The organism is Nocardia sp. NPDC049149 (assembly GCF_043197455.1).
Taxonomy (GTDB): Bacteria; Actinomycetota; Actinomycetes; order Mycobacteriales; family Mycobacteriaceae; genus Nocardia.
This window is the reverse complement of sequence record NZ_JBICTD010000020.1, coordinates 1-19932: the sequence shown is the minus strand read 5'-3', so window position 1 is coordinate 19932 and position 19932 is coordinate 1. Positions and strand designations below refer to the sequence as shown.

15 protein-coding genes are annotated in these 19932 nt (G+C 65.7%); 3 read left to right on the top strand and 12 right to left on the bottom strand.

The annotated features are described in order from the left end of the window. Nucleotides 1-71: 71 nt before the first annotated feature. From ACGFNJ_RS43065 to ACGFNJ_RS43030, 8 genes are all read right to left on the bottom strand, one after another. Entirely contained in the window at nucleotides 72-1583 is a 1512-nt protein-coding gene (locus ACGFNJ_RS43065; protein WP_393462277.1) for a serine/threonine-protein kinase, read from the bottom strand. Then, complete coding sequence (locus ACGFNJ_RS43060; protein ID WP_393462275.1) at nucleotides 1576-2811, bottom strand: hypothetical protein; 1236 nt, start codon at nucleotides 2809-2811, stop codon at nucleotides 1576-1578. Before ACGFNJ_RS43060 ends, ACGFNJ_RS43065 begins: the two co-directional genes overlap by 8 nt. A gap of 11 nt (nucleotides 2812-2822) precedes the next feature. Beyond that, nucleotides 2823-4289, bottom strand: coding sequence for a serine/threonine-protein kinase (locus ACGFNJ_RS43055; RefSeq protein ID WP_393462273.1), 1467 nt, complete (start codon nucleotides 4287-4289; stop codon nucleotides 2823-2825). A 27-nt stretch (nucleotides 4290-4316) separates the two neighbouring features. Further along, nucleotides 4317-5894: a serine/threonine-protein kinase gene (locus tag ACGFNJ_RS43050; protein ID WP_393462271.1), complete on the bottom strand. Its 1578-nt coding sequence runs from the start codon at nucleotides 5892-5894 to the stop codon at nucleotides 4317-4319. Between the two features lie 4 nt (nucleotides 5895-5898). Further along, entirely contained in the window at nucleotides 5899-7101 is a 1203-nt protein-coding gene (locus tag ACGFNJ_RS43045) for a hypothetical protein (RefSeq protein WP_393462269.1), read from the bottom strand. Further along, nucleotides 7098-8573, bottom strand: coding sequence for a serine/threonine-protein kinase (locus tag ACGFNJ_RS43040; protein ID WP_393462267.1), 1476 nt, complete (start codon nucleotides 8571-8573; stop codon nucleotides 7098-7100). Before ACGFNJ_RS43040 ends, ACGFNJ_RS43045 begins: the two co-directional genes overlap by 4 nt. 1163 nt (nucleotides 8574-9736) lie before the next feature. Next, nucleotides 9737-10678 (bottom strand): hypothetical protein, encoded by a 942-nt coding sequence (locus tag ACGFNJ_RS43035; protein WP_393462266.1) that lies wholly within the window; start codon nucleotides 10676-10678, stop codon nucleotides 9737-9739. Continuing rightward, nucleotides 10678-11025, bottom strand: coding sequence for a hypothetical protein (locus ACGFNJ_RS43030; protein ID WP_393462264.1), 348 nt, complete (start codon nucleotides 11023-11025; stop codon nucleotides 10678-10680). Before ACGFNJ_RS43030 ends, ACGFNJ_RS43035 begins: the two co-directional genes overlap by 1 nt. 192 nt (nucleotides 11026-11217) lie before the next feature. On the opposite strand from ACGFNJ_RS43030, the gene ACGFNJ_RS43025 reads away from it, so the two are divergent. After that, nucleotides 11218-14868 (top strand): CHAT domain-containing protein, encoded by a 3651-nt coding sequence (locus ACGFNJ_RS43025; RefSeq protein ID WP_393462262.1) that lies wholly within the window; start codon nucleotides 11218-11220, stop codon nucleotides 14866-14868. Nucleotides 14869-15248: 380 nt separating this feature from the next. Here ACGFNJ_RS43025 and ACGFNJ_RS43020 read toward each other — a convergent pair whose 3' ends face one another. Beyond that, nucleotides 15249-15857: a dihydrofolate reductase family protein gene (locus ACGFNJ_RS43020; RefSeq protein WP_393462260.1), complete on the bottom strand. Its 609-nt coding sequence runs from the start codon at nucleotides 15855-15857 to the stop codon at nucleotides 15249-15251. Nucleotides 15858-16663: 806 nt separating this feature from the next. On the opposite strand from ACGFNJ_RS43020, the gene ACGFNJ_RS43015 reads away from it, so the two are divergent. Together ACGFNJ_RS43015 and ACGFNJ_RS43010 are read left to right on the top strand one after the other, a co-directional pair. Next, nucleotides 16664-17101: an alcohol dehydrogenase catalytic domain-containing protein gene (locus ACGFNJ_RS43015; RefSeq protein ID WP_393462258.1), complete on the top strand. Its 438-nt coding sequence runs from the start codon at nucleotides 16664-16666 to the stop codon at nucleotides 17099-17101. Nucleotides 17102-17348: 247 nt separating this feature from the next. Next, complete coding sequence (locus ACGFNJ_RS43010; protein ID WP_393462256.1) at nucleotides 17349-17555, top strand: hypothetical protein; 207 nt, start codon at nucleotides 17349-17351, stop codon at nucleotides 17553-17555. A 34-nt stretch (nucleotides 17556-17589) separates the two neighbouring features. On the opposite strand, the gene ACGFNJ_RS43005 is transcribed toward ACGFNJ_RS43010, so the two are convergent. The 3 genes from ACGFNJ_RS43005 to ACGFNJ_RS42995 form a co-directional block, all read right to left on the bottom strand. Beyond that, a complete protein-coding gene (locus ACGFNJ_RS43005) occupies nucleotides 17590-18168 on the bottom strand; it encodes a GNAT family N-acetyltransferase (RefSeq protein WP_393462254.1) in 579 nt (192 codons plus the stop codon). Continuing rightward, nucleotides 18165-19499 (bottom strand): helix-turn-helix domain-containing protein, encoded by a 1335-nt coding sequence (locus ACGFNJ_RS43000; protein WP_393462252.1) that lies wholly within the window; start codon nucleotides 19497-19499, stop codon nucleotides 18165-18167. The genes ACGFNJ_RS43005 and ACGFNJ_RS43000 overlap by 4 nt, the downstream gene beginning before the upstream one ends. A gap of 199 nt (nucleotides 19500-19698) precedes the next feature. Further along, nucleotides 19699-19932 (bottom strand): hypothetical protein (locus ACGFNJ_RS42995; protein WP_393462250.1); only part of this gene is annotated, 234 nt, incomplete at its 5' end.

Sequence of the window (19932 nt, the reverse complement as noted above, 5' to 3'; positions counted from 1 at the left end):
TGAGGTGATTCCGATGCATAGTCGTTCGGCTGGTGTACACGTCCGTGGCGACGAAACCCTCACCCGTGTGCTCACAAGGGAGCGTTGCGCCACCACCGCTCATAGAGGTCTTGGCCCGAGGTGCCGCCGGATACTCCCATGGCGCAGTTCACCCGTGGGCCGTCACCGAATCGGAGCAGTAATTGCCCGGTGGGCCCTCCTACGTCGATGGTGTCGCTCCAGCTGGCGTGCCCGTGTCCCGTCGGCCGTTCCCAGTCCTCTTCACCGACCAGGGTGGAGCCGGCGGACGGCTCGAATCCCTGGACCGGCGTGTCTATCCCGCATCGCACCTGCAGCACGGAAACTGGAGCTCGATTTCCGTTGCAGGACAACGCGTGCGTCGAATCCCGGGTTTGTCTCACGTCGATCGGTCGCCGGTCGCCGTCGATCGCGACGCAGCGCAAGCCCTGGTAACCGCTGTCCGTCTGCGTTCTTGGTAGCAATTGCGGGAATGCCTTGATCACCCATTCGTGCGCAGCCCAAGAATTGGGATCAACGGGACCCGGTGAAGACGGCACACTCGACGCGTCACCCGGGGGAGACGTGCGATGGTCGGTCGAATTCAGTTTCAGGACAAAGATACTCGCGGCCACCAAGGCCGCCGCGACCGCCAGCGCGCCGCCCCCGATCGCGATGTTCCTGCGCCGAGACGGTCGGTGGCCCTGCACCGGGATCGGATCCTGCTCGACGCCGAAAGCCGTTGCCGCCGCAGCGGCGAGCGCACCGCAGCTCTGGTAGCGCCGCTGCGGATCCTTGGCCAGTGCACGGGCGATCACGTCATCGATCTGCCCTGGCAGTCCCGGGGCGGTCGCGGTCGGTCGCGGCGGCGGATCGTGCAGGTGCGCCGTGATCATCGCGTCGGTTGTCGCACGCTGGAATGGTTTTGCGCCGGTCAGGAGTTCGTAGAGGGTGCAGCCCAGCGAGTAGACGTCGGCGCGGTGATCGACCGCCGCCCCGGTCAGCTGCTCCGGCGAGGCGTAGGGAATGGTCGCGAGGACCGTTCCCGCCTGGGTCAGCGCCGTCGTCGCGGCCGCGGCCTTGCCGATACCGAAATCGGTGATGGCGACCCGATCCGGTTGCCCTGGAATCGATTCGACCAAAATATTGGCGGGCTTCACGTCGCGGTGCAGCATGCCTGCCCGATGCGCGTGATCGAGGCCGCGGCCGACAGCACCGACGATATGCACTACCCGATGCGGGGACAGCGTTGCCGCACTGTGGCGGATCAGTGCGGCGGCGTCGGGGCCGTCCATGAACCGCATCGCGATCCACAGCTGTCCGTGCTCGACGCCGCGGTCGTAGACGCTGATGATGTTCGGATGGTCGAGCCGGGCGGCGAGCTCGGCCTCGCGGATGAAGCGGGCCCGGAATTCGGGATCGGTGCTGTACTCCGACGACAGCACTTTCAGTGCGTCCCGGCGTGGCAGCCGAGGATGCGCCGCGACATAGACCGTGCCCATGCCACCACTGCCGAGTACTCGCTCGATCCGGTACCCCGCGAAAACCGTACCCGGCAGCAACTTTCGGTGCAGGTTGCTATTCACCGTGCACCAGCAGCGCGTATTGGGCGGCGATCCGCTGGTGCGCGTCCTTCGGATTCAGGCCGACGACAGCCGCCGTGTACCGGCCGTAGAGGACATGGCAGCGTACCTGGAAAGGGTTTTCCGGCTGCGTGGTGATGCCGTTTTCGCAGTACACGTCCGGGACGCCGGCCGGGGTGGCGATCGCCGTTGCTGGGTTCTGCGCGCGCATTTCCTCGGTGAACACCCGCCGCGCGCGCACTGCGTCCGGGAACCGCTCGAGCAAGTTGTGCCCGTTCATGGCGACGAGTTCGATCGGTTCCTTGAAGCCGTGGTGCTTCAGGAGCCGGGTGGCCCGCGGGCCGAATACGATCCCGCTGACGCGGATGGTCGACGACCAGCCCGCATTCTGGTCGACGTCTGAGGTGAACACCGTCGGATATGACCAGTGCCCGGCACCGTAGGGCAGCAGCCGCGACAGCATGCCCTCCCGGTCGAGCGGTAGGTCGTCGAACCGGTCCGGTGCGGTCGCCTGGAAGGCGCGCAACCTCGGCAGCTGGACGTCGAATGCCTTGCGTACCAGCCCGGTCAGCACCGCTTGATCCGGTGCGGTGTGCCCAACGAGCACGTTCACGACGAACGGTCCGTGTGCGATCGTCGCGGCCATGGTCGGCACCGTCGGGCGCCAGTGTAGGAACGCCGCCGGATACTCCGCGATCCGTACCGGCACGTTATCCGGGCTGACAGCCGCATCGGTGGCGTTCATCTGTCTGGCCGTCAACTGCGCGGCCAGCTCGTCGGGAAAGCGCAGCAGGACAACCGTCAGCAGTCGCGCGGTGCCGATGGCCGGTCGCTGGTTGCCGAAGTCGACATCGCTGCCACCGACCGCGAATCCCGCTAGCATGCGGTGCGATTCGAGCACGGCGCGGACCGGCTCGGCCAGGATGCCCGCCGCCTTCAGCGGGGTCGGCAACGGCGTGGTCCGGTTCGCGTCACCCTTGGTCAACGCTGGATCGACCTCGGCAGGGTCGAGCACGGCTTCGCCCATCCGCACCGATTCCAGCACCCGCCCGTACTTGTCGGTGCTGGTGCGCGGCGGCAACAGCGGATCGACACTGTGCGCTCCGACGTCGAGCGTTGCCAGGTCGAGGCGGTGGGGTGCCGGCTCGCCGGACCGCACACATCCGGACAGCACCGTGAGCGCCGCTGCGAGCACAACGACGGCTCGGAGAGCTCGAGTGCGCGAAAACATCGGTACCCCTGTCATAGTGGCGCACCCGGCCACCAACGTTCCCGGAGCACGGAGCCGGATATGGCGCCGGCTACCCGCAGGCGGCAGAAGTTGCGATCCGGCCCGTCGAACGTCACGTCGAGTCTGCCCGTGGTCATGCCGTCGACCGTCGTGAAACTGCCCCACTGCATCCGCCCGGCGGCGGCGCCGCGAGTCCACAACTCCTCCCCTTCCAGCTGCAGGATCATGGGCCACGCGGGAATCGGCGCACGGTCCGAATTGCACGCGACCAGAACCACTTCGGCTGGGTCGCGATCGCCGACACAGAGCAACCCACTCATCGGGACCCGCTGTTCGAAGGGGATGAACTTGTTGTTCCCGTCGGTGCGCAGGCAACTGTGCATTTCCTGATACCCGACAGCGCCCGGTGCGACCGGCAGCAAGTTCGGAAAAGTCTCGGCGATAAGGGCGGCCGCGCCCCAGCCAGCCGAATCCGTGGCGACCCGAGTAGGTTGGCTCTCCGACGATCCCGCGGCGTCGTCGCGAACGGCGCCGACCGCGAGCGAAACCCCCACCGCCGTCAGCACAATCGCCGCGATCGCCGCACCGGCCAGCAGCCAGGGGCGACGCAGCGCACCCGTGGCTGCCCTGCCCGCGCTATGGGCCGCCCATACGGCGTTCGCCGCCGCCGCCAACGCGCCACAGCTCTGATAGCGCTCCGCCGGGTCCTTGGCCAACGCGGTGGCGATGACGGAATCCAATCCTGTTGGTACCCAACCTTTGTCAAGGGACGGGCGAGGCGGTTCCTCGTGCAGATGCGCGTACATCACGGCCGCCGGGCTGCTGCGCATGTACGGGACCGACCCGGTGAGCAACTGATACAGCGTGCAACCGAGCGAGTACACGTCGGCCCGGTGATCGACGGCGCCACCGCTGATCAGCTCCGGTGCCGCATAGGCCAGCGTGGCGGTGAATCCCGTGCCTTCGGAAAGGGTTCCCTGCGCACCGGCGGCGCGCGCGATACCGAAGTCGGTGACCAGCACCCGATCCGGCTGTCCTGGCTCTTCGGCCAGCAGCAAATTCGCGGGCTTCACATCCCGATGCTGCAGGCCGACCCGATGGATCTCGTCGAGCCCCTGCGCCGCCTCGGCCACGATCCGGAGCGCGCGTTCGACCGGGACCGCCGCGTCGCGCCGGATCAGGTCGGCGACATCGCCGCCGTCGATGTACTGCATCGCGATCCACAATCGGCCGTCGTGCTCGCCACGGTCGCGCACCGCGACAACATTCGGATGCTGCAGGCGCACCGCGACTTCGGCCTCGCGCAGGAACCGAGCCCGGAATTCCGCGTCACTCGCGTGCCGGTCGGACAGAATCTTCAGCGCATCGTGCCGGGGCAGCCGGGGATGCTGCGCGAGGTACACCTCGCCCATACCTCCGGCGCCGAGCCTGCGTTCGATCCGATACCCGGCGAAATCCATGCCGTCCGCGACAGTCACCGGTGCCGCTCTCCTTCTCCTGCGCGATCAGAACGGTGCACTCGGCCACCAACGGTCGTAGAGGTCCTGACCCGAACTGCCACCGATCACGACGACCATGCAGAAGTTACGGGTCGGTTCCTCGAATTCGAGACCGACAACGCCGATTTGGCCGGGCTGATCGGGAATGTTCGACCAGATCACCCGGCCGCGACCAGAGGCACGTTCCCATCGCTGATCGCCGATGTGGACGAACCCTTCCTCGTCAACCAGGTAATAAGGGGTCCGATCCGAGGCGCACTGAATGTCGATGTCCCGGACCGGGTTCTGGTTGCCGGTGCACCGCATGTGGGCGACGCGTCCCGGCACCCGATTCAGATCGGCCGCCTTACCTTTGTCCTCGATTGCGGCGCACCGGATTCCCTGATGACCGGTCCGCGTTGGCGTAGCGGGCAGCAGCTGCGGTAACGCCTCGACGATGAAGGCGTACCTGCCCCAGGTCAATCCGGCGGCGCTGCTGGTCGGTGCGACGGGACCCGCCGTGGGTTCGCTCGAATGACGGTTCCACACAACGACACCCGTGATCGCTACCGCCACCGTGATGACCGTTGCGGCAATCGCGGCGCGCCGCGGCCACTGTCGGTGCGGTGGACTCCACGGTGGCGGTGGCTCTTTCGGTCGCGATGGCGCCTTCGACGCGGACGAACGGGAGGCGGCCGGAGGCTCGACCAGTGGCGCGGACAGCACCGGCGGCCGAACCGCGACAGCGGTCTGATCCACCGGAGATCCGAAGGCACTCGCTGTCGCCGCCGCCAGCGCCCCACAGGACGAATAGCGGTCGTCCGGGTTCTTCGCCAGCGCCCTGGCGATCACCGCGTCGATCGCGGGCGGTAGCTCCGGGCGCATCGCGCGGGTCCGCGGCGGCGGCTCCATCTGATGGGCCCGCATCACCGCGACCACCGAGTCGCGCGGGTACGGCTTTGTGCCGGTGAGCAGTTCGAACAAGGTACAGCCGAGGGCGTACACGTCGGCGCGATGGTCGACCTGCTGGTCTGTCAGCAGTTCCGGCGCAGCATAGGCGAGCGTCGCCACGACCGTGCCGACCTCGGTCAGCGCCGTGCCGTCGCCGGCGGCCCGCGCGATCCCGAAGTCGGCTACCAGCACTCGATCCGGAGCGTCGTCGAGGCGCTCGATCAGGATGTTCGCCGGTTTGACGTCGCGGTGCAGCATCCCGCAACGGTGCGCCTCGTCCAGACCCCGTGCCGCCTCGGTGACGATGTGCATCACCTGCGGCGGTGCCACGACGCCGTCGCGGCGGAGCAGCTGGGCCGCGTCGACACCGTTCACGAATTCCGTCGCTATCCAGAGGCGACCGTGCTCGATGCCCCGGTCGTGCACTGCGACGACATTCGGATGGTCCAGCCGGGCGGCGAACTCCGCCTCCCGCAGGAACCGGGCACGGAACTCGTCGGCGGTGCCGACGTGCTCGGGCAGCACCTTCAGCGCGTCGTGGCGCGGCAGTCGAGGATGTCTGGCGGCATACACCGTGCCCATGCCGCCGGTGCCGAGCACCCGCTCGATTCGATATCCGGCGAATACTGTTCCGGGGGTGAGCATTCCAACCATGCGCCTACTCGCTGTCCACCAGTAGCGCGTATTGCGCCGCGGTTCGTTGCTGTACATCCCGGTAGTCCCGGCTGGCTACCAAAGCGACATAACGGCCGTGCCGGAGCAGACAGAGGAACTGGGTAAAAGACACCTCCGAGGTCGGCTTCTCCGAACAGTCGACGTCCACGAGGCCGGCCGGTGCCGGAACCTTCACTCGGTCTGCGGGGCTCCGCAGACCGGCGAAGTACTTCCGCGCGCCCGCGGCGTCGGCGAAGCGCAGGAGCCGGTCGAAACGGTTGATGCTGAGCAGCTCGAGCGACTCGTCGGTGGGTCCGTTGAAGAGTTCGGCGCCGCGGGGTCCGTACACGATGCCGCGGGCCTGGACCAGGCTGCCCCAGCCCGCGTTCTCCGCCAAGTCACCGAGGATCACCACCGGAAACGGCCATCGCCCCGGCGCTTCCGGCACCATTCGGCCCAGCATCCCGTCACGATCCAAAGGCAGTTCCGCGAACCGGTCCGGCGGGGTCGGCGCGAAGTCGCGCAGCAGCGGCAACTGGAGATCGAAGGCCTTGCGCGCCAGCGTGGTCAGGGCGCCGAGGTCTGGCGACGTATGTCCGGCGAGAATGCTGACGACAAACGCGTCCCGCGCCACCGTGGCGGCGACAGTCGGCACCGTCGGACGCCAATGCCCGTGTGCCGTGGGGTGTTCGGGGATCGAGACGGCCACATTGTCCGGGCTCACGGCGGCATCGACGGCATCGATCTCGTGCGCGGCCCGCTGTGCTGCCGCAGCATCCGGGAAACGCAGTACCAACACCTGGAGCAGTCGGCCGCCCCCGATCGCTAATTTTCCAGGTGTGTCGGAGGCACCGACGCTGAAGCCGGCGAGCATGCCATGCCGTTCGAGCACCGGCCGCACCGGATTGGCCAGCAGTGCAGCGGCTTTCGCGGCGGTGGGTAGCGGAACGGCTCGGGTGCTGAGCGGGACCCGCAATGCCGGATCCACGTCGACCGGAGTCAGCATGACCTCCGCTATGCGTACCGATTCGAGCACCCTGCCGTAATATTCGCTGCCGTGCGCGGGCGCGAGCAGTGGGTTGCGGCTGTGCGGTCCGACATCGAGAGTGCTCGGGTCCGGTCCGGGAACCGGGTTCCCCGGCACCGCGCATCCGGCAGTGCAGGCCAGCGCCACACCGAGCGCCACAGCCAGGTTCGCGAGCCTCACAGCGGGGCCTCCGCCCACCATCGAGCCCGCAATTCGGCCCCGCTCGGAGACCCAACGACGACCATGTAGCAGAAATTGCGGCTCGGGTCATCGAAGTACAGCCGAAGATGCCCCAGCACCTTGCCCCCTCGGCTGAGGTAGGTGCTCCAGTGCAGATTTCCGGTGCCCGACGGCCGGGTCCAGTGCTCGTCGCCTTCGGCTCGGTCGAAGGTGACCGGCGGGGCGATGGGCGAGCGATCCGCGTTGCACACCACATCCAGCGTTTCCACCGGATCGCCATTGCCCTGGCAGAAGATGTCGGCGGTCGGCGCGAAAACGTCGACCGCGACCTCCTTCAACCGTTCATCGACCGGGCGACAGGCGAAGATCTCCTGGTAACCGGTGCCGAACTGGGAGGCAGGCAACAACTCGGGAAATGCTTGCGCGACATAGGCATACGCTCCCCAGGACACCGCGTCCACACTGGTCTGTGGGCCGAGGACGGTAGCGCTCGATGCGGGCCCCGCGGAATCGCCACCGCCGAATCCGACCAGCACAGCCGTCGTCACCGCGACCAGAACCACAGCGGCCAAGGCGGCACCGGTCAGCAGTCGGCGCCGGGTTGCCGGGCGGGGCGGCGCGATGGCCGCGATCCGCACCGTCGCCTGCGCGGCCGCGTGCACCGCGGCCGCCAACGCGCCGCAGCTCGCGAACCGCTCGGCGGGGTCCTTGGCGAGCGCGGTGGCGATCACCTCGTCGAATCCGGGTGGTGTCCCGGGGTTTTCCAGCGCTGGCGGCGGCTCGTGCAGGTGCGCGTACAGCAGTGCCGCCGGGGTGTCGCGGACGAACGGGACCGATCCCGTCAAAAGCTCATGCAGCACACAGCCGAGCGCGTACACGTCGGCCCGGTGATCTATCTGCCCACCGCTGATCTGCTCGGGTGCGGCGTAATCCAGCGTCGCGCTGAACTCGGCCGCTGCCGACATCGTCGGCTCGTCGACGGGCCTGGCGATGCCGAAGTCGGTGACCAGCACCCGATCCGGGCGGCCATCCTGCTCGGCGACGAGAATGTTGGCCGGCTTCACATCCCGATGCAGCAGGCCCGCGCGGTGCAGCGCGTCCAATCCCTTGGCGACCTCGGTGATGATCCGGACGACCCGGTCAAGCGGTAGCGCCGCGGGTCCGCGCCGGATCAGCTCGGCGAGGTCGACGCCGTCGACAAACCGCATCGCGATCCACAACCGGCCGTCGTACTGGCCGCGGTCGCGCACCGCGACCAGGTTCGGATGCGCCAGCCGCGCCGCGACCGATGCCTCGCGCAAGAATCGCGCGCGGAACACCGGATCGCCAGTGTGCGCGTCCGACAACACCTTCAGCGCGTCTTTGCGGGGTAAGCGCGGATGCTGGGCGAGAAACACGGTTCCCATGCCACCCGTGCCGAGGCGTCGCTCTATGCGATACCCGGCAAAGTTCATGCCCTCAGTGACAGTCAACCGCACTGCCTTCCAAAACCGAACAGCGCCAGGACCCTTCCGGCGCGTGTGGGCTGACCATCCCGAGGACGCGCGCGAGGCACGACTGATTCAGTACAGGAGCAACCGACGTGGCGACTATAACAACTATGTGGCGCTTGCCAAGCCCCCGATTCTCGGGACCGATGTCGCGTCCGCGCCGCGAGGGCGGAATCGAAATGGCTACCGAGAACGGGAATGTCGCTTCCGGGGGTAGCCGGGCTCAAGAAAGAGTCGGCGGAGTATGGAAGCGCTCGTGATTGTGGAAGCGGCCGTGGTCATGAATGCAAGTGGGGTCACTGACGCGCAACCCGTTGCGCACGCGCGTCTTCTCATCGATGCAGAAGCCGTCAGCCCGGGTCAGCGGCGCCTCCGCAGTCGCTGTCATCGCGCTCGGGGCAGCGATCGCCGCGCCAATCAGCGCGACAACCAGGATTCGGCGTACTGGCGCGGCAGTCGCGGGAATTATTCGCACCATCGGGTTCCTTCCGTCGCGGGATCTCACACCGTTCTATCAGCGCACACAGCATGGCAACACCCGCCGATTCCAGGGCTGACCCGACGATCATCGACGGCGGCCATTCGACGCCGAGACCGAGACCCTCCACGCGGACCTCACCGACTCCCCTGCCTACCCAGTCCTACGCCATCATCTCGCCACCATCGCGCTGTCCGGGCGTGACCCAATCACCGCACTGCACACCGCGAAGAACATGCGCGAACTCGACACAGCCGACGATCCTGCTGCCGTGCTGGACTGGCGCCTGGACCCCACCGGCACCCACTCCACCGGACACGGGCCACTACCGAAAGTCGGACAGAGCCAGAACAACGGTGTAACTCCGAATCAAGGAGTGGCACATGGACTCTGATGTGATGGCGGTCGAGGTGGCCGATACTGACGCGATGGCCAGACCGAGGAAACCGAAGACGTCAGCGGTGGATGCGCAGCTGGTGGGCCAGCTCGTGGCTCAGGCCCGCGCCAGAACTGGACCGACCCGCAGGATCCGCAGGTTCGGGGTCCGGCCACTCATGCCTGGGAAAGGGAGCGCCATGTCGCGGTCGGCGAGGTCGAGGATCCCGGTCGAGGGACAAGCTGTGGATCGTCCTATCGGTGCTCAGGGGCGAGATGAGCGTCTCCGAGGCTACGCGGGTTCAGGTGGATGTGGCGGCCCGGAGTGCCGGAGCTGCTGGGTGAGTGTCCCACCGAGTTGCGGGGTGAGTGGCCCGGTGTGGCCGATACCGAGCTGCGCTGCCAATGTTGTGGCGTAAGCGCGGGTGGTGACTTCCAAAAGCGTTGCATAGCTGTCGATACCGCTGCGCAGGCGATGACGGGCTGTGAAGGTCAAGACGACGGCGAGTGGAGCGGCGGGCCACCACCGGCTCGACAGGGCCAGATATAGCACAGCCCACCCAGCCAGAGTGGCGGCTCGGGTAATCGCGGTCCGGGTCCGGGTGATGTCGGCCTGTGTTTCGCTGGGCAACACGAGCCAGGTGAACGGCCATACGGTGGCGAGGTCGAGGTGATGGTCGCGGTCGAGCCGGAGGGCGGCCGCGTGCACACGGTCTCCGCTCCAGGTCGGCCGCTCAGGCCGTTCGACGGCGATTCTGGAACGTGCGTGTGCGGCCCGGTGCCGGGCCGCCGGGTCCGGTCGATCGGCCGGGTCCGGCGCAAGTGCTGCCTGGTATTGATGGCGAAACCGGTTGTGCGCCTTGTCCCATCGCGCTTGGCGCCGATGTACCCAGGTGCTGGTCACCGCCGCCAGTGGTCGTGGCCATGCCCGCCATCCGGTGGCCAGGACGGCCCGTTCAACGAATGCGCCTATGCCTTGTGCCACGAGCCCGACCGCGGCCGCTGCCGCGAGTACCGCCAGCAGCACCACAATTTGGCCGCTGGCGTTGGTGACGGCAGGGTTCTTCGCCTGGGCGGTGATCTGCCGGACGAGTAGACCCAGGTCCAGTGCGTGTGTGTGCCCGAGAGTCACCGCAATCACGGTGACGGCCACGTACAGCGCGCCGGGCAGGACGAGCAACGACAACCATTGCTCGGCCAGCTTTTTTCCGAGTTCGTTCCACAGTCCGCTCATTACGGCAGCAGGTCTCGGTTCAGTTCCTGGCCGTTGACGCTGCACAGTGGTGGTTCGGAGTCCACTTCCGCGCTGGTCCGGCCATGGCATCGCTTGATCGGGCACCGGTACACGACCTCGAGGCCTTGCACTCCGAGGACTTGGAAGTTACGCACATTGCCGTAGATCCCGAGCGCGTCCGCCGCTGCCTGGAGGGCGTTGTGCACCTCATCGAGGCACACGGCCATGGTCGGCTCGTCCCCGTTGTGCACAGCCGCCAGCAATCGCTGCAGCGGGGTGGAGGGGTCGGTTCCGTCGTCGCCGAGCGTGCTGCGGATTTCATCGAGGGCTCGGCACACGTATGCCATGCCGGCCCACACGCGCGCGGTTGCTGAGGATGGCGGCATACCAAGTCCCCCTGGTTCTACGTTGGCCACGAATCCGCGAAATACTCTGCGAGAATGCAGTTTCGACGGTGGTAACGCTACCGTCCGCCGTTCCTGGACGTGGCGCGAAGCGCTGAATTATCCTGATGCCACGTAGCTGCCAGGGGGCATCCGATGCGGTCCAGAGATAGTCAGATCGCCGAACTTCATGCCATCCTGCAGGATTCGCTCGATCGTGTAGCGAATGTCCAGGACCCGGCACCGGTCATGGAGGCTCGGGTGTACCGGGCGGCGCAGCGACTCGCTGACCTTCTGGGTGCTGAAAACGATCCGGCCGAGCTGCCTTCCCGGTGGCTGCTGGGGTGGGTGTACTGGCATCGCGCTCGCGGTAGTACCGGGGACGAGGCCTCCGCGGAGCTCGAGGAGGCCGTCCACATGCATGCCTACTGCCTGGCGGCCGGATACGGCCCGCTGCCCGAGGAGCTACTGGGCCGCATCGCGGACGCCATGGTTCCGCAGGCTTCGCAGGTGCTGGCCGAGGCCATGCAGGCGCGTGAGGAATTCGCCGTCCAGGTCGCAGCAATCGTCTGGGGCCAGATCGTCGAAGCGACAGCGCGTGAGGATGTTCGATGGCCCCAGCGCAGCGCCAATGCCGGCCTCGCGGCCTTCGTCCGATTCGAGTCCTACGGTCAACGAGATGACCTGGACCGCGCCGAAGCCTACCTGCGCGCGGCACTGGATGCCGACGACAGTGCCGACGTTGTCACGCTGCTCAACCTCGGCAACGTCCTGACCACTCGAGTCCAATTCGACCCCGAGCACGCGGATCTCGATGAGCCGATAACAGTCCTGCGGCGCGCGGCCGGGCTGGCGGACAGCGGTGAGGTGCGCGCGGCGTGCGCGGGTGCATTGACGACGGCGTTGCGGATTCGGTTCGAGCGCACCGGCGATCCGGTCAGCCTCGACGAAGCGATCTGTGCCGGCACCGACGCGGTGGCGATGGTGACATCCGAGCATCCCAGCCACGCCGAGTACACATCGAATCTCGCGGCGGCCATTCTGCGTCGATACGACCTCTCCGGCGATATGACGGACGTGGATCACGCCATCGAGCTGTTTCGCGAGTCCACGATTGCCATCGCGGAGGAGAACCCGCGCCGAACCACCAGCCTGTCGAATCTCGGTATCGCCCTGGCCAAGCGGTATCGCCTGACCGGGGCCACAGACGACCTGGACGAAGCGATCGAGGCCGGCTGGGCCGCGGTCAACTATCTCGATTCCGAACCGCACGGTGTCGGACGGCTGGAGGCGCTGGCGGCCGCCCTCCACACCAGATACGAATCCTCCAGGGCAGCAGCCGATTTGGACGACCTGCGCACCATTCACAGCGCCCTCGTCGCGGTGCTGCCCGACGATCACCCCGAACGGCCCCGGCGCCTGCTCCAACTGGCCGCCGTTTATCACGACAGATTCCAGCGTGACCAGGCACTGGACGATTTGGATCGAGCGATCCTGCAATGTGAGCAGGCGGTGGACGAATTCCCGCTCGACAGTCCGGGCCGATCGCATGCTGTGCGGCTTCTCGGCTCGCTGCTGCTCGAACGGTACCATCGAATCGGGGATCCGGGCGATCTCGAGCGCTCCATCGAGTTGCTGCGCAGCACGACGGACACGGCATCGGCCGAGCCGGTGGCCTGGACGCGCGGCGTGGCAAGCTTGGTGGAGGCGCTGTTCGAGCGCTTCCACGGCACCGGGGACCAAGGCGATCTCGACGAGTCGATCCGCTTGGTCCGCGCCGCAGCCGGCACAGAAGATGACTTCGAGTCGATGTCGCTCGCGACATCGCTCAGTGCTGTGCTGCGGGCGCGATTCCAGCTGTGCGGCGATCCCGCAGATCTCGATGAGGCAATCGACTACGCCGAGCGTGTGCTGCGCAGCAACACCAACGAATCCGACACGGCCGCACTTGAATTCAATCTCGGTTCGGCACTGGCGAGCCGCCACCGACTCTCGGGATCGACTCATGATCGTGACTGCGCGCTTACCGTCTTGGAATCGGTTGCAGTGCAGGCTGATCACGATCTCACCCTCCGAATTCAGGCTGCTCATGCCAGCGGGGTCCTGCTTGCCAGGGAAGATCCGGGCCGGGCGGCGCAACTGCTCGCATTCGCCGTACATCTACTCGACAACCTGGCGCCACGCCATCTCGAAGCCGCCGATCAGCAAAGACAACTCCACGACGTCGGCGCGGTCGCCGCCGATGCGGCAGCCTTCGCCCTGCAAGACCCCGGCCGCCCCGTCGAAGCTCGGGCCGGTCAGGCACTCGAGTTGATCGAAGCAGGCCGTGCCATCTTGTTCGGCCAGGGCATCGAAATGCGCAGCGACACCCGAGAACTCGCCGCGCAGCATCCCGACCTCGCAGAACAGTTGGACGCCTTGCGCCACACTCTGCGCTGGATGCGCGAAGGCAGCCCTCGTGGCTTGTACATGCTCGGCGATTTTCCCGATCCGACGCTCAGATCATTTCCCGATGCCGTTCGCGAACGCCGGACGCTAGGGGAGCGGTACGTCGCATTACTGGACGAGATCCGTTCCCGCCCGGGCTTCACTCATTTCGCCAAGGCTGCACCGGATATAGACATTCCCGCGCTGGAACTGCCCGGCGCCGTGGTGGTATTCAATATCAGTGAATTCCGCAGTGACGCGATGCTTGTCAACAAAGGTACAGTCAGCCACGTCTCCTTACCTACGTTGACCATCGACGCCGTCGCCGACCAGGTCGCCGCCTTCGATCAAGCTTTGCGCGATGCTGCAGATCCGACCAGCACGTCCGCGCGCCGTGCTGCCGCACAGCGCACCTTCAGCCAGATACTGCAGTGGCTGTGGCACCACGCGGCCGGACCGGTACTCGAGGCACTCGGTCATCACGCTCCGCCCGAACCCGGACAACCGTGGCCGCGAATCTGGTGGGCGCCGGGCGGGTTACTCGGCAATCTCCCGATACATGCTGCGGGCCACCACAATTCGGATCCCGGCGCCCGAGCGGTGCTGGATCGGGTCATCTCGTCCTACACCCCGACATTGCGTGCCCTGACCTACGCCCGCCAGCGTATGCGGGTGCCGCGCCACGACACCCGCGCTCTGATCGTTTCCATGCCGACCACCCCGGGCATCCCCGGGCGTCTGCACTTCGTACCGGAGGAGGTCGACTCGATCAAGCAATACCTGAATACGCCCTGGATCCTGCACGAACCCGAAACCGATTCCGCCGAAACTGATCTCGTCATGCCCTACGGCATCGACGAACTACTGGACCTAGCGGATTCCGGGTCCGACCTGCCGCGGCAGGTGCCGCCAACCGCCTCCGCCGTCCTGACCTTCCTGCCGGCCTGCACCCTGGTCCACTTCGCGTGCCATGCCTACCGGCACCCCACCGAACCCGCCCTGAGCGCCCTACTTCTGCACGACGAGGCCCTCACCGTCGGTGCCATCGCCACCACATACCCCCAGTACGCCGACCTCGCATACCTGTCCGCCTGCCAAACCGCACAGAGTCCCGACGACCAGCTCGCCGACGAAGGCATCAATCTCGTCTCCGCGTTCCAGCTCGCCGGATACACCAACGTCATCGGAACGCTCTGGGAAGTCAACGACGACATCGCCGCAACCATCGCCGCGAACCTCTACCAGCGCATCACCACGCCTGACGGAAACCTGGACACCACCTCCACAGCAGAGGTACTCCACCACGTCATCCGTGACATCCGCCGCGCCAAGACCGCCACCCCAACGCTGTGGGCGGCACACATTCACGCTGGGGCGTAGCGGCATCTGCCGACGGTGCCACTTGGCTCGGACGAGAGAACCGTAGAACTCGCCTGACGGAACGAGGGTCCACGGGTCCGTGCAAGTCGACGACCGGCCCGCATCGAGCCCGATGAGGTCGCCTTAGCCACGAAACAGGTTCTGGCCCAACAGGTATTGGGCAACTAGAGGTGCGACTCGGCGTCTCTTCCCACCGCTGGAGAGAGTGCTCCTCTGTCGCAGACGGCGCCGAAGGAGGCTGAGCCGACGAGTTGGGTGCCGATGTCTGGTGACGCCACGGTGCTGCGCAGGCATGTCGCCGCGATGACGTGATACAGAGAACCGCCCGGTGATCATTCGCCGGGCGGTTCTCGTGTGTTCGGCAGTCTTGTCTTGGTGCGTCAGGGGCGTACGCGGTAGCGCAGGTGAGTAACGGTGGGGGAGGCAATGACATCCACCGGCTCGAACCCGACGCCGTCGACGCCATCGAGGAGCCGTTCACCCCCACCGAGCACGGTGGGCACCAGGTGCAGGACCAGCTCATCCAGTAGTCCGGCCGCGAGGTACTGCCGGACGGCTGCGGCGCCACCGGCGATCTCGACATCCTTGTCGCCTGCGGCGGCTCGCGCCTGTTCGAGCGCGGACTCGATGCCGTCGTCGACGAAGGTGAAGGTGGTACCGCCTTCCATCGTCACCGACGCACGCGGGTAATGCGTAAGCACGAATACCGGTGCGTGGTAAGGCGGTTCAGGACCCCACCATCCCGTCCAGTCCAAGTCCCATTCGCCTCGGCCGGGACCGAACATGTTGCGGCCCATAATGTGCGCACCAGTTCCAGCATGCAGGTCGTTCAGCAGTTTTCCGTCCTGTTCTCGTCCCGGTTCGCCGGTTTCGAACATCCATGCGGTCAAAGCTTCCGCTCCGACACCGAACGGATGGTCGGCATCTTGCCCAGGACCAGCAGTGAAGCCGTCGAGAGAAATGGCCATATTTGCGGTCACGATACCCATAACGCGAGCCTCCTTCGTTTCATTACCGCGCCGGATATTCCCGGCACGGCCCACCGCCACACGGCTATCCACAAACGCCGTCAACGGAAAGTTCGATCAATGTCAAGTATTTGTGCATGCAAACCACGACGTAGTCCGGCTGCAATCGTTGGACCGCGGTCCGCGCTCGCAGCGAACTATGGTCCGTAGGAAGAACACCGTCATCAGTAGCTCTTCGACCACTCCAGCCGGTGTCGGTGCCCAGCCCCTGCCATGCTCGGCCACTGCGAGTCGTCGCGTGGTGGCGGGCGCTGATGCGTAAAACCTGCGCGGTTCCGCATGGACGATTCCTTCGGATAGACGTTGCTTTCAGCTGTTTCGCCGGGAACCGCGCCCGGCGAACCGTCATTCTGCGGTACAACCCTGGCCTTGCGGCAAGCCCCCCGGTCCGATATAAATTGAAGAGGGGATCAAATCACTGCGTTTTCAACCCCTCGTCATGCAGGTCTTTGCCTGCATCTCCGATATCAGCGGCCTGTGACATTGACAGCCCGACACCCCAAATCCAAGCTTGAAGCGCCCGCCGACAGGAGCGTCGAGCGGATCCCAACGTCTTGGCCGCCACCTCCGGTATTCGGCAAACCGGACATCTGTGTAGGTGGCTGTGGTAGGTCGGCTCCCAGACGAGAAGGGCCGACGCAACTGTCGGAAGAGGTGCGTGCGGGGAGCTTGGAGCCCGTGTTGCGTGGCGTGTTCTGGTGTGCCGGGCGAGGTAATGGTGCGTTCGAGACCGAGTCGTCGACGTCCCACCCGTCGGGCGAGACGATGTGCTTGTCTATGTCATGGCCGCGGGTGTCAACTACAACAGCGTGTGGGCCGCGCTGGGAAGGCCGGTCGACGTCATCGCCGCCCGGCGACGGGAGGGCTCAGGCGAGAACTTCCACGTCGGCGGTTCCGAAGCATCGGGCATCGTCTGGGCGGTCGGCGATGGAGTTCACCGAGTCGAGGTCGGCGACCATGTTGTCGTGGCCGGTTGCCAGTGGGACGAAACAGCGCCCGACATCCGCGCTGGTACCGACCCGATCAGTTCCCGTACGCAAAAGGCATGGGGGTACGAACTGAACCACGGTTCATACGCCCAGTTCACCGCGGTCCTGATCGCCGGTTCGCCCTCGACATTCGCGTCGCCGACGTCCTCGGCGACCCGCGCCTTCCCGCGAATAAGTGGGCACCTCTCGCGCAACAGATCGCACCACGGGTCGTGACCGACCCGTGGTGGCCCAACATTGCCACCAAAATCGCAACCGCTCACCGCACCGGAACCGACATCGCAACCCACCTCATCACCAGAGCTTGAACGCGGCCATTGCCCGACGAGATGCCCGCACCCGCACTCTGGTCCCGACTCGAACTCAGCCCTGCCCTACCGACGAGCACACCATCAACCCCGCAGCTGAGACCTCGAAAGTCCACGACACTGCCACATTCACGCCACCAGAACCACGAACCGCCTTGTTCGACAACGAGGAAATCCTCGACGGCCCGGTACGCGAAACACGCAGTAGCGACACCGAGAACGACGATGGCGCATACATTCAGGTGGCGGTAGATGCAGCCGACCTAGAGGATCAGGGCGACTGGGGCCCCGAGGACAATCTCGGGTTCGATGTCGAGGATGACCGGACCACCCGGCGACCAAACATCGACTTGGGACTGTAATCCGGTCAAGTCGGTGAAATGAGTCGAGGTCGCGTTAAGCGAGGTCGTTGATCAGAACGTCGAACGGCGGAGCGTCTGGCCAGCTTGGTCGAAGCGTTCCAACGCGATACCAGCCCCATTTGCGGTAGGTGTCGTAGGCGCGAACGTTGTCGGGACGCACGAGCAACGTCGCGCGGCGTTCAAGTCTGTTCCCGAGTAGTTCGTCGTGGAGAGCGCGCGCGATACCCCGCCCGGTGAACTCGGAGAGCACCATGATCTCGCTGAGTGCGAATGTGCGTGCACCATCCTCAGTGGTGAATGCCGCGGCATCACCTCCATCCAGTCGCAGCCCACCCCACCATGCGGCTTCCGGCGGCAAAGGCCAGCCCCATGTCTGGCCACACGGCTTCCCATCGAATCGGGCCATCACGAGCTCGAATTCGCCATTACGACCCGGATCGGTGTAGGCGTCGAACCGCCGCATGAACACCTCGGGCGTATTGAACGCGCTACTAGAGTGAGCGTACGACCCTCGAAAGATCGCCTCGATCACGTCTCGCTCCTCGCGCGCCTGCTCGGCGGTGTAGTGCTGAAACTCGATGCCGTGCAACGCCTCTGCTCGACCGATGCTCATACGGATATCGCTGCCTTCCTCACCAACTCGTCGAAACGTTCCCGGAATTCGTCGCCGAGCCGGTCGTCAACAGCGACACGGACCGGTTCGAGGAGTCGCAAAGTGCGGGTGGATGACACCGAGCCCTCGAGGTCATCAACGACCGAAAGCCCCTGTGTAACAGCACCGTTGACATCGCCAACATTTGCCAGGGAGGCCGCCCAGCCCGCTCGGTAGTTCGCTGCGTTCCGCACACCTGCTTGATCGAGCGCCAGTCCGGCCGACAGATCGGCGGACTTCCTAAACTGCCCGAGTTCACCGAACCCGCGAGCCTCATGGCATCGAACCTCGGCCGAGTTCACGAACCGTAACCACTCCGGGCATTCATCAATCGACTCGTGCTCCAGCGCAAAATCCAACTCACGCCACGCTCTCGACACTGCCCGGCTGAACCCGATTCGGTCGCACAAGACCGCGTATGCCTGGGCTTCTCGCGTTGCGATCAGTGTGTGAACCCGGCCCGGAGGATCACTGCGGACTAAATCGCGCGCACGGGTGACCAGGCTGAGCGCACGGTACGGGTTTCCCTGACCTCTGTGACTGAGGGTGATCAGCTGGCTTGCGGCATTGAGGCACGCGTGCACGGTGAGATCGTTGTCACCGGCTTGATTGGCCAGTGAGAATGCATCGGCGTAGCAACGTCGCGCGAGGCCATGCATGTCGGCATCGTAGGCAAGCCATCCGGTCGTCGTGGCAAGATTCCCCACCGCACTCATGAACGCTCTACCGGCCGCCTCGTCAAAAGTGCAGGTATCGAGCCAATTCTTCGCGAGTTCAAGGCGTCCAACGGCCTCCTCTACAAGAGTGACACCGCCAATCGCCTGCTCCCGGCTCCTCAGCCTCGCAACGGCTTCGATGACTCGCCGCGCATCGCCCAGTCCGACACGACTTCCCGCGGGGACAGAGCTGTCAACCAGCGCTGCCGTGAGAAGAACCCCGAATTGTCGCCGCTTCACTACGTCGTCCTCGGCTCCTTGTGCATCGAGCATTCCGGCATCTGGGTTTGCGCTCTCCAGGGCTGCGGTGCGATCGGCGGTTATGGGCACGACTACGACGCGCTCAACCGTCGCCGCACGGAACCGCGCTCGCTGATCGTCGTCAAGCCGCGCAAGCCAGGTATCCAGCGCCTGTGCGGACTCTCCTCGGACGGGTCGGTCCTTCGTCGCACGTTCCCACTTCCGGATCGTAGGCGGTTTGAAGCCGATCCTTTCGGCGAACTGTTCTTGCGTCAGCCGCAGCGCATCAACACGTAAGGCCAAGACCTCGACGCGTGTCCACAAGTTGTTGATCATCTCTGCCCCCGCTCCCGCCAACAACGAGCCGTGTCGCAAGCGTATCGCTCGCGTGCGGTTCCGTGGCTGGGATCGAAACTCCTGGTCAGCGACGCTCGAATAGTCCCCGACGCCCAGGTTTACGGCGTTCTCCGGTTCGGCACACCGACTCGCATTGAGCCGCCCGTCGGTGTGCGCGCTTCCTCGGCGTCGGGGGTCCTTACAGCCCGACGAGCGACCAGGAGGCACAAGCGATGAGTTGGGACAACACAAAAGCCGACGACGTCGAACGGGTTCGAGCCTGCGACAAGCAACGGCCGAAACCAAGTGGCCGGTCATGAAGAACATCGAGGTTCTGGCGGGTTGCGTCCAATAGCGTGGTGTAGCAGCTGTCGCTCGGCCGATGAGGTCGAATCTCGGACGTGAGGGTGGCCATCGCGTGATCCTTCAAGAG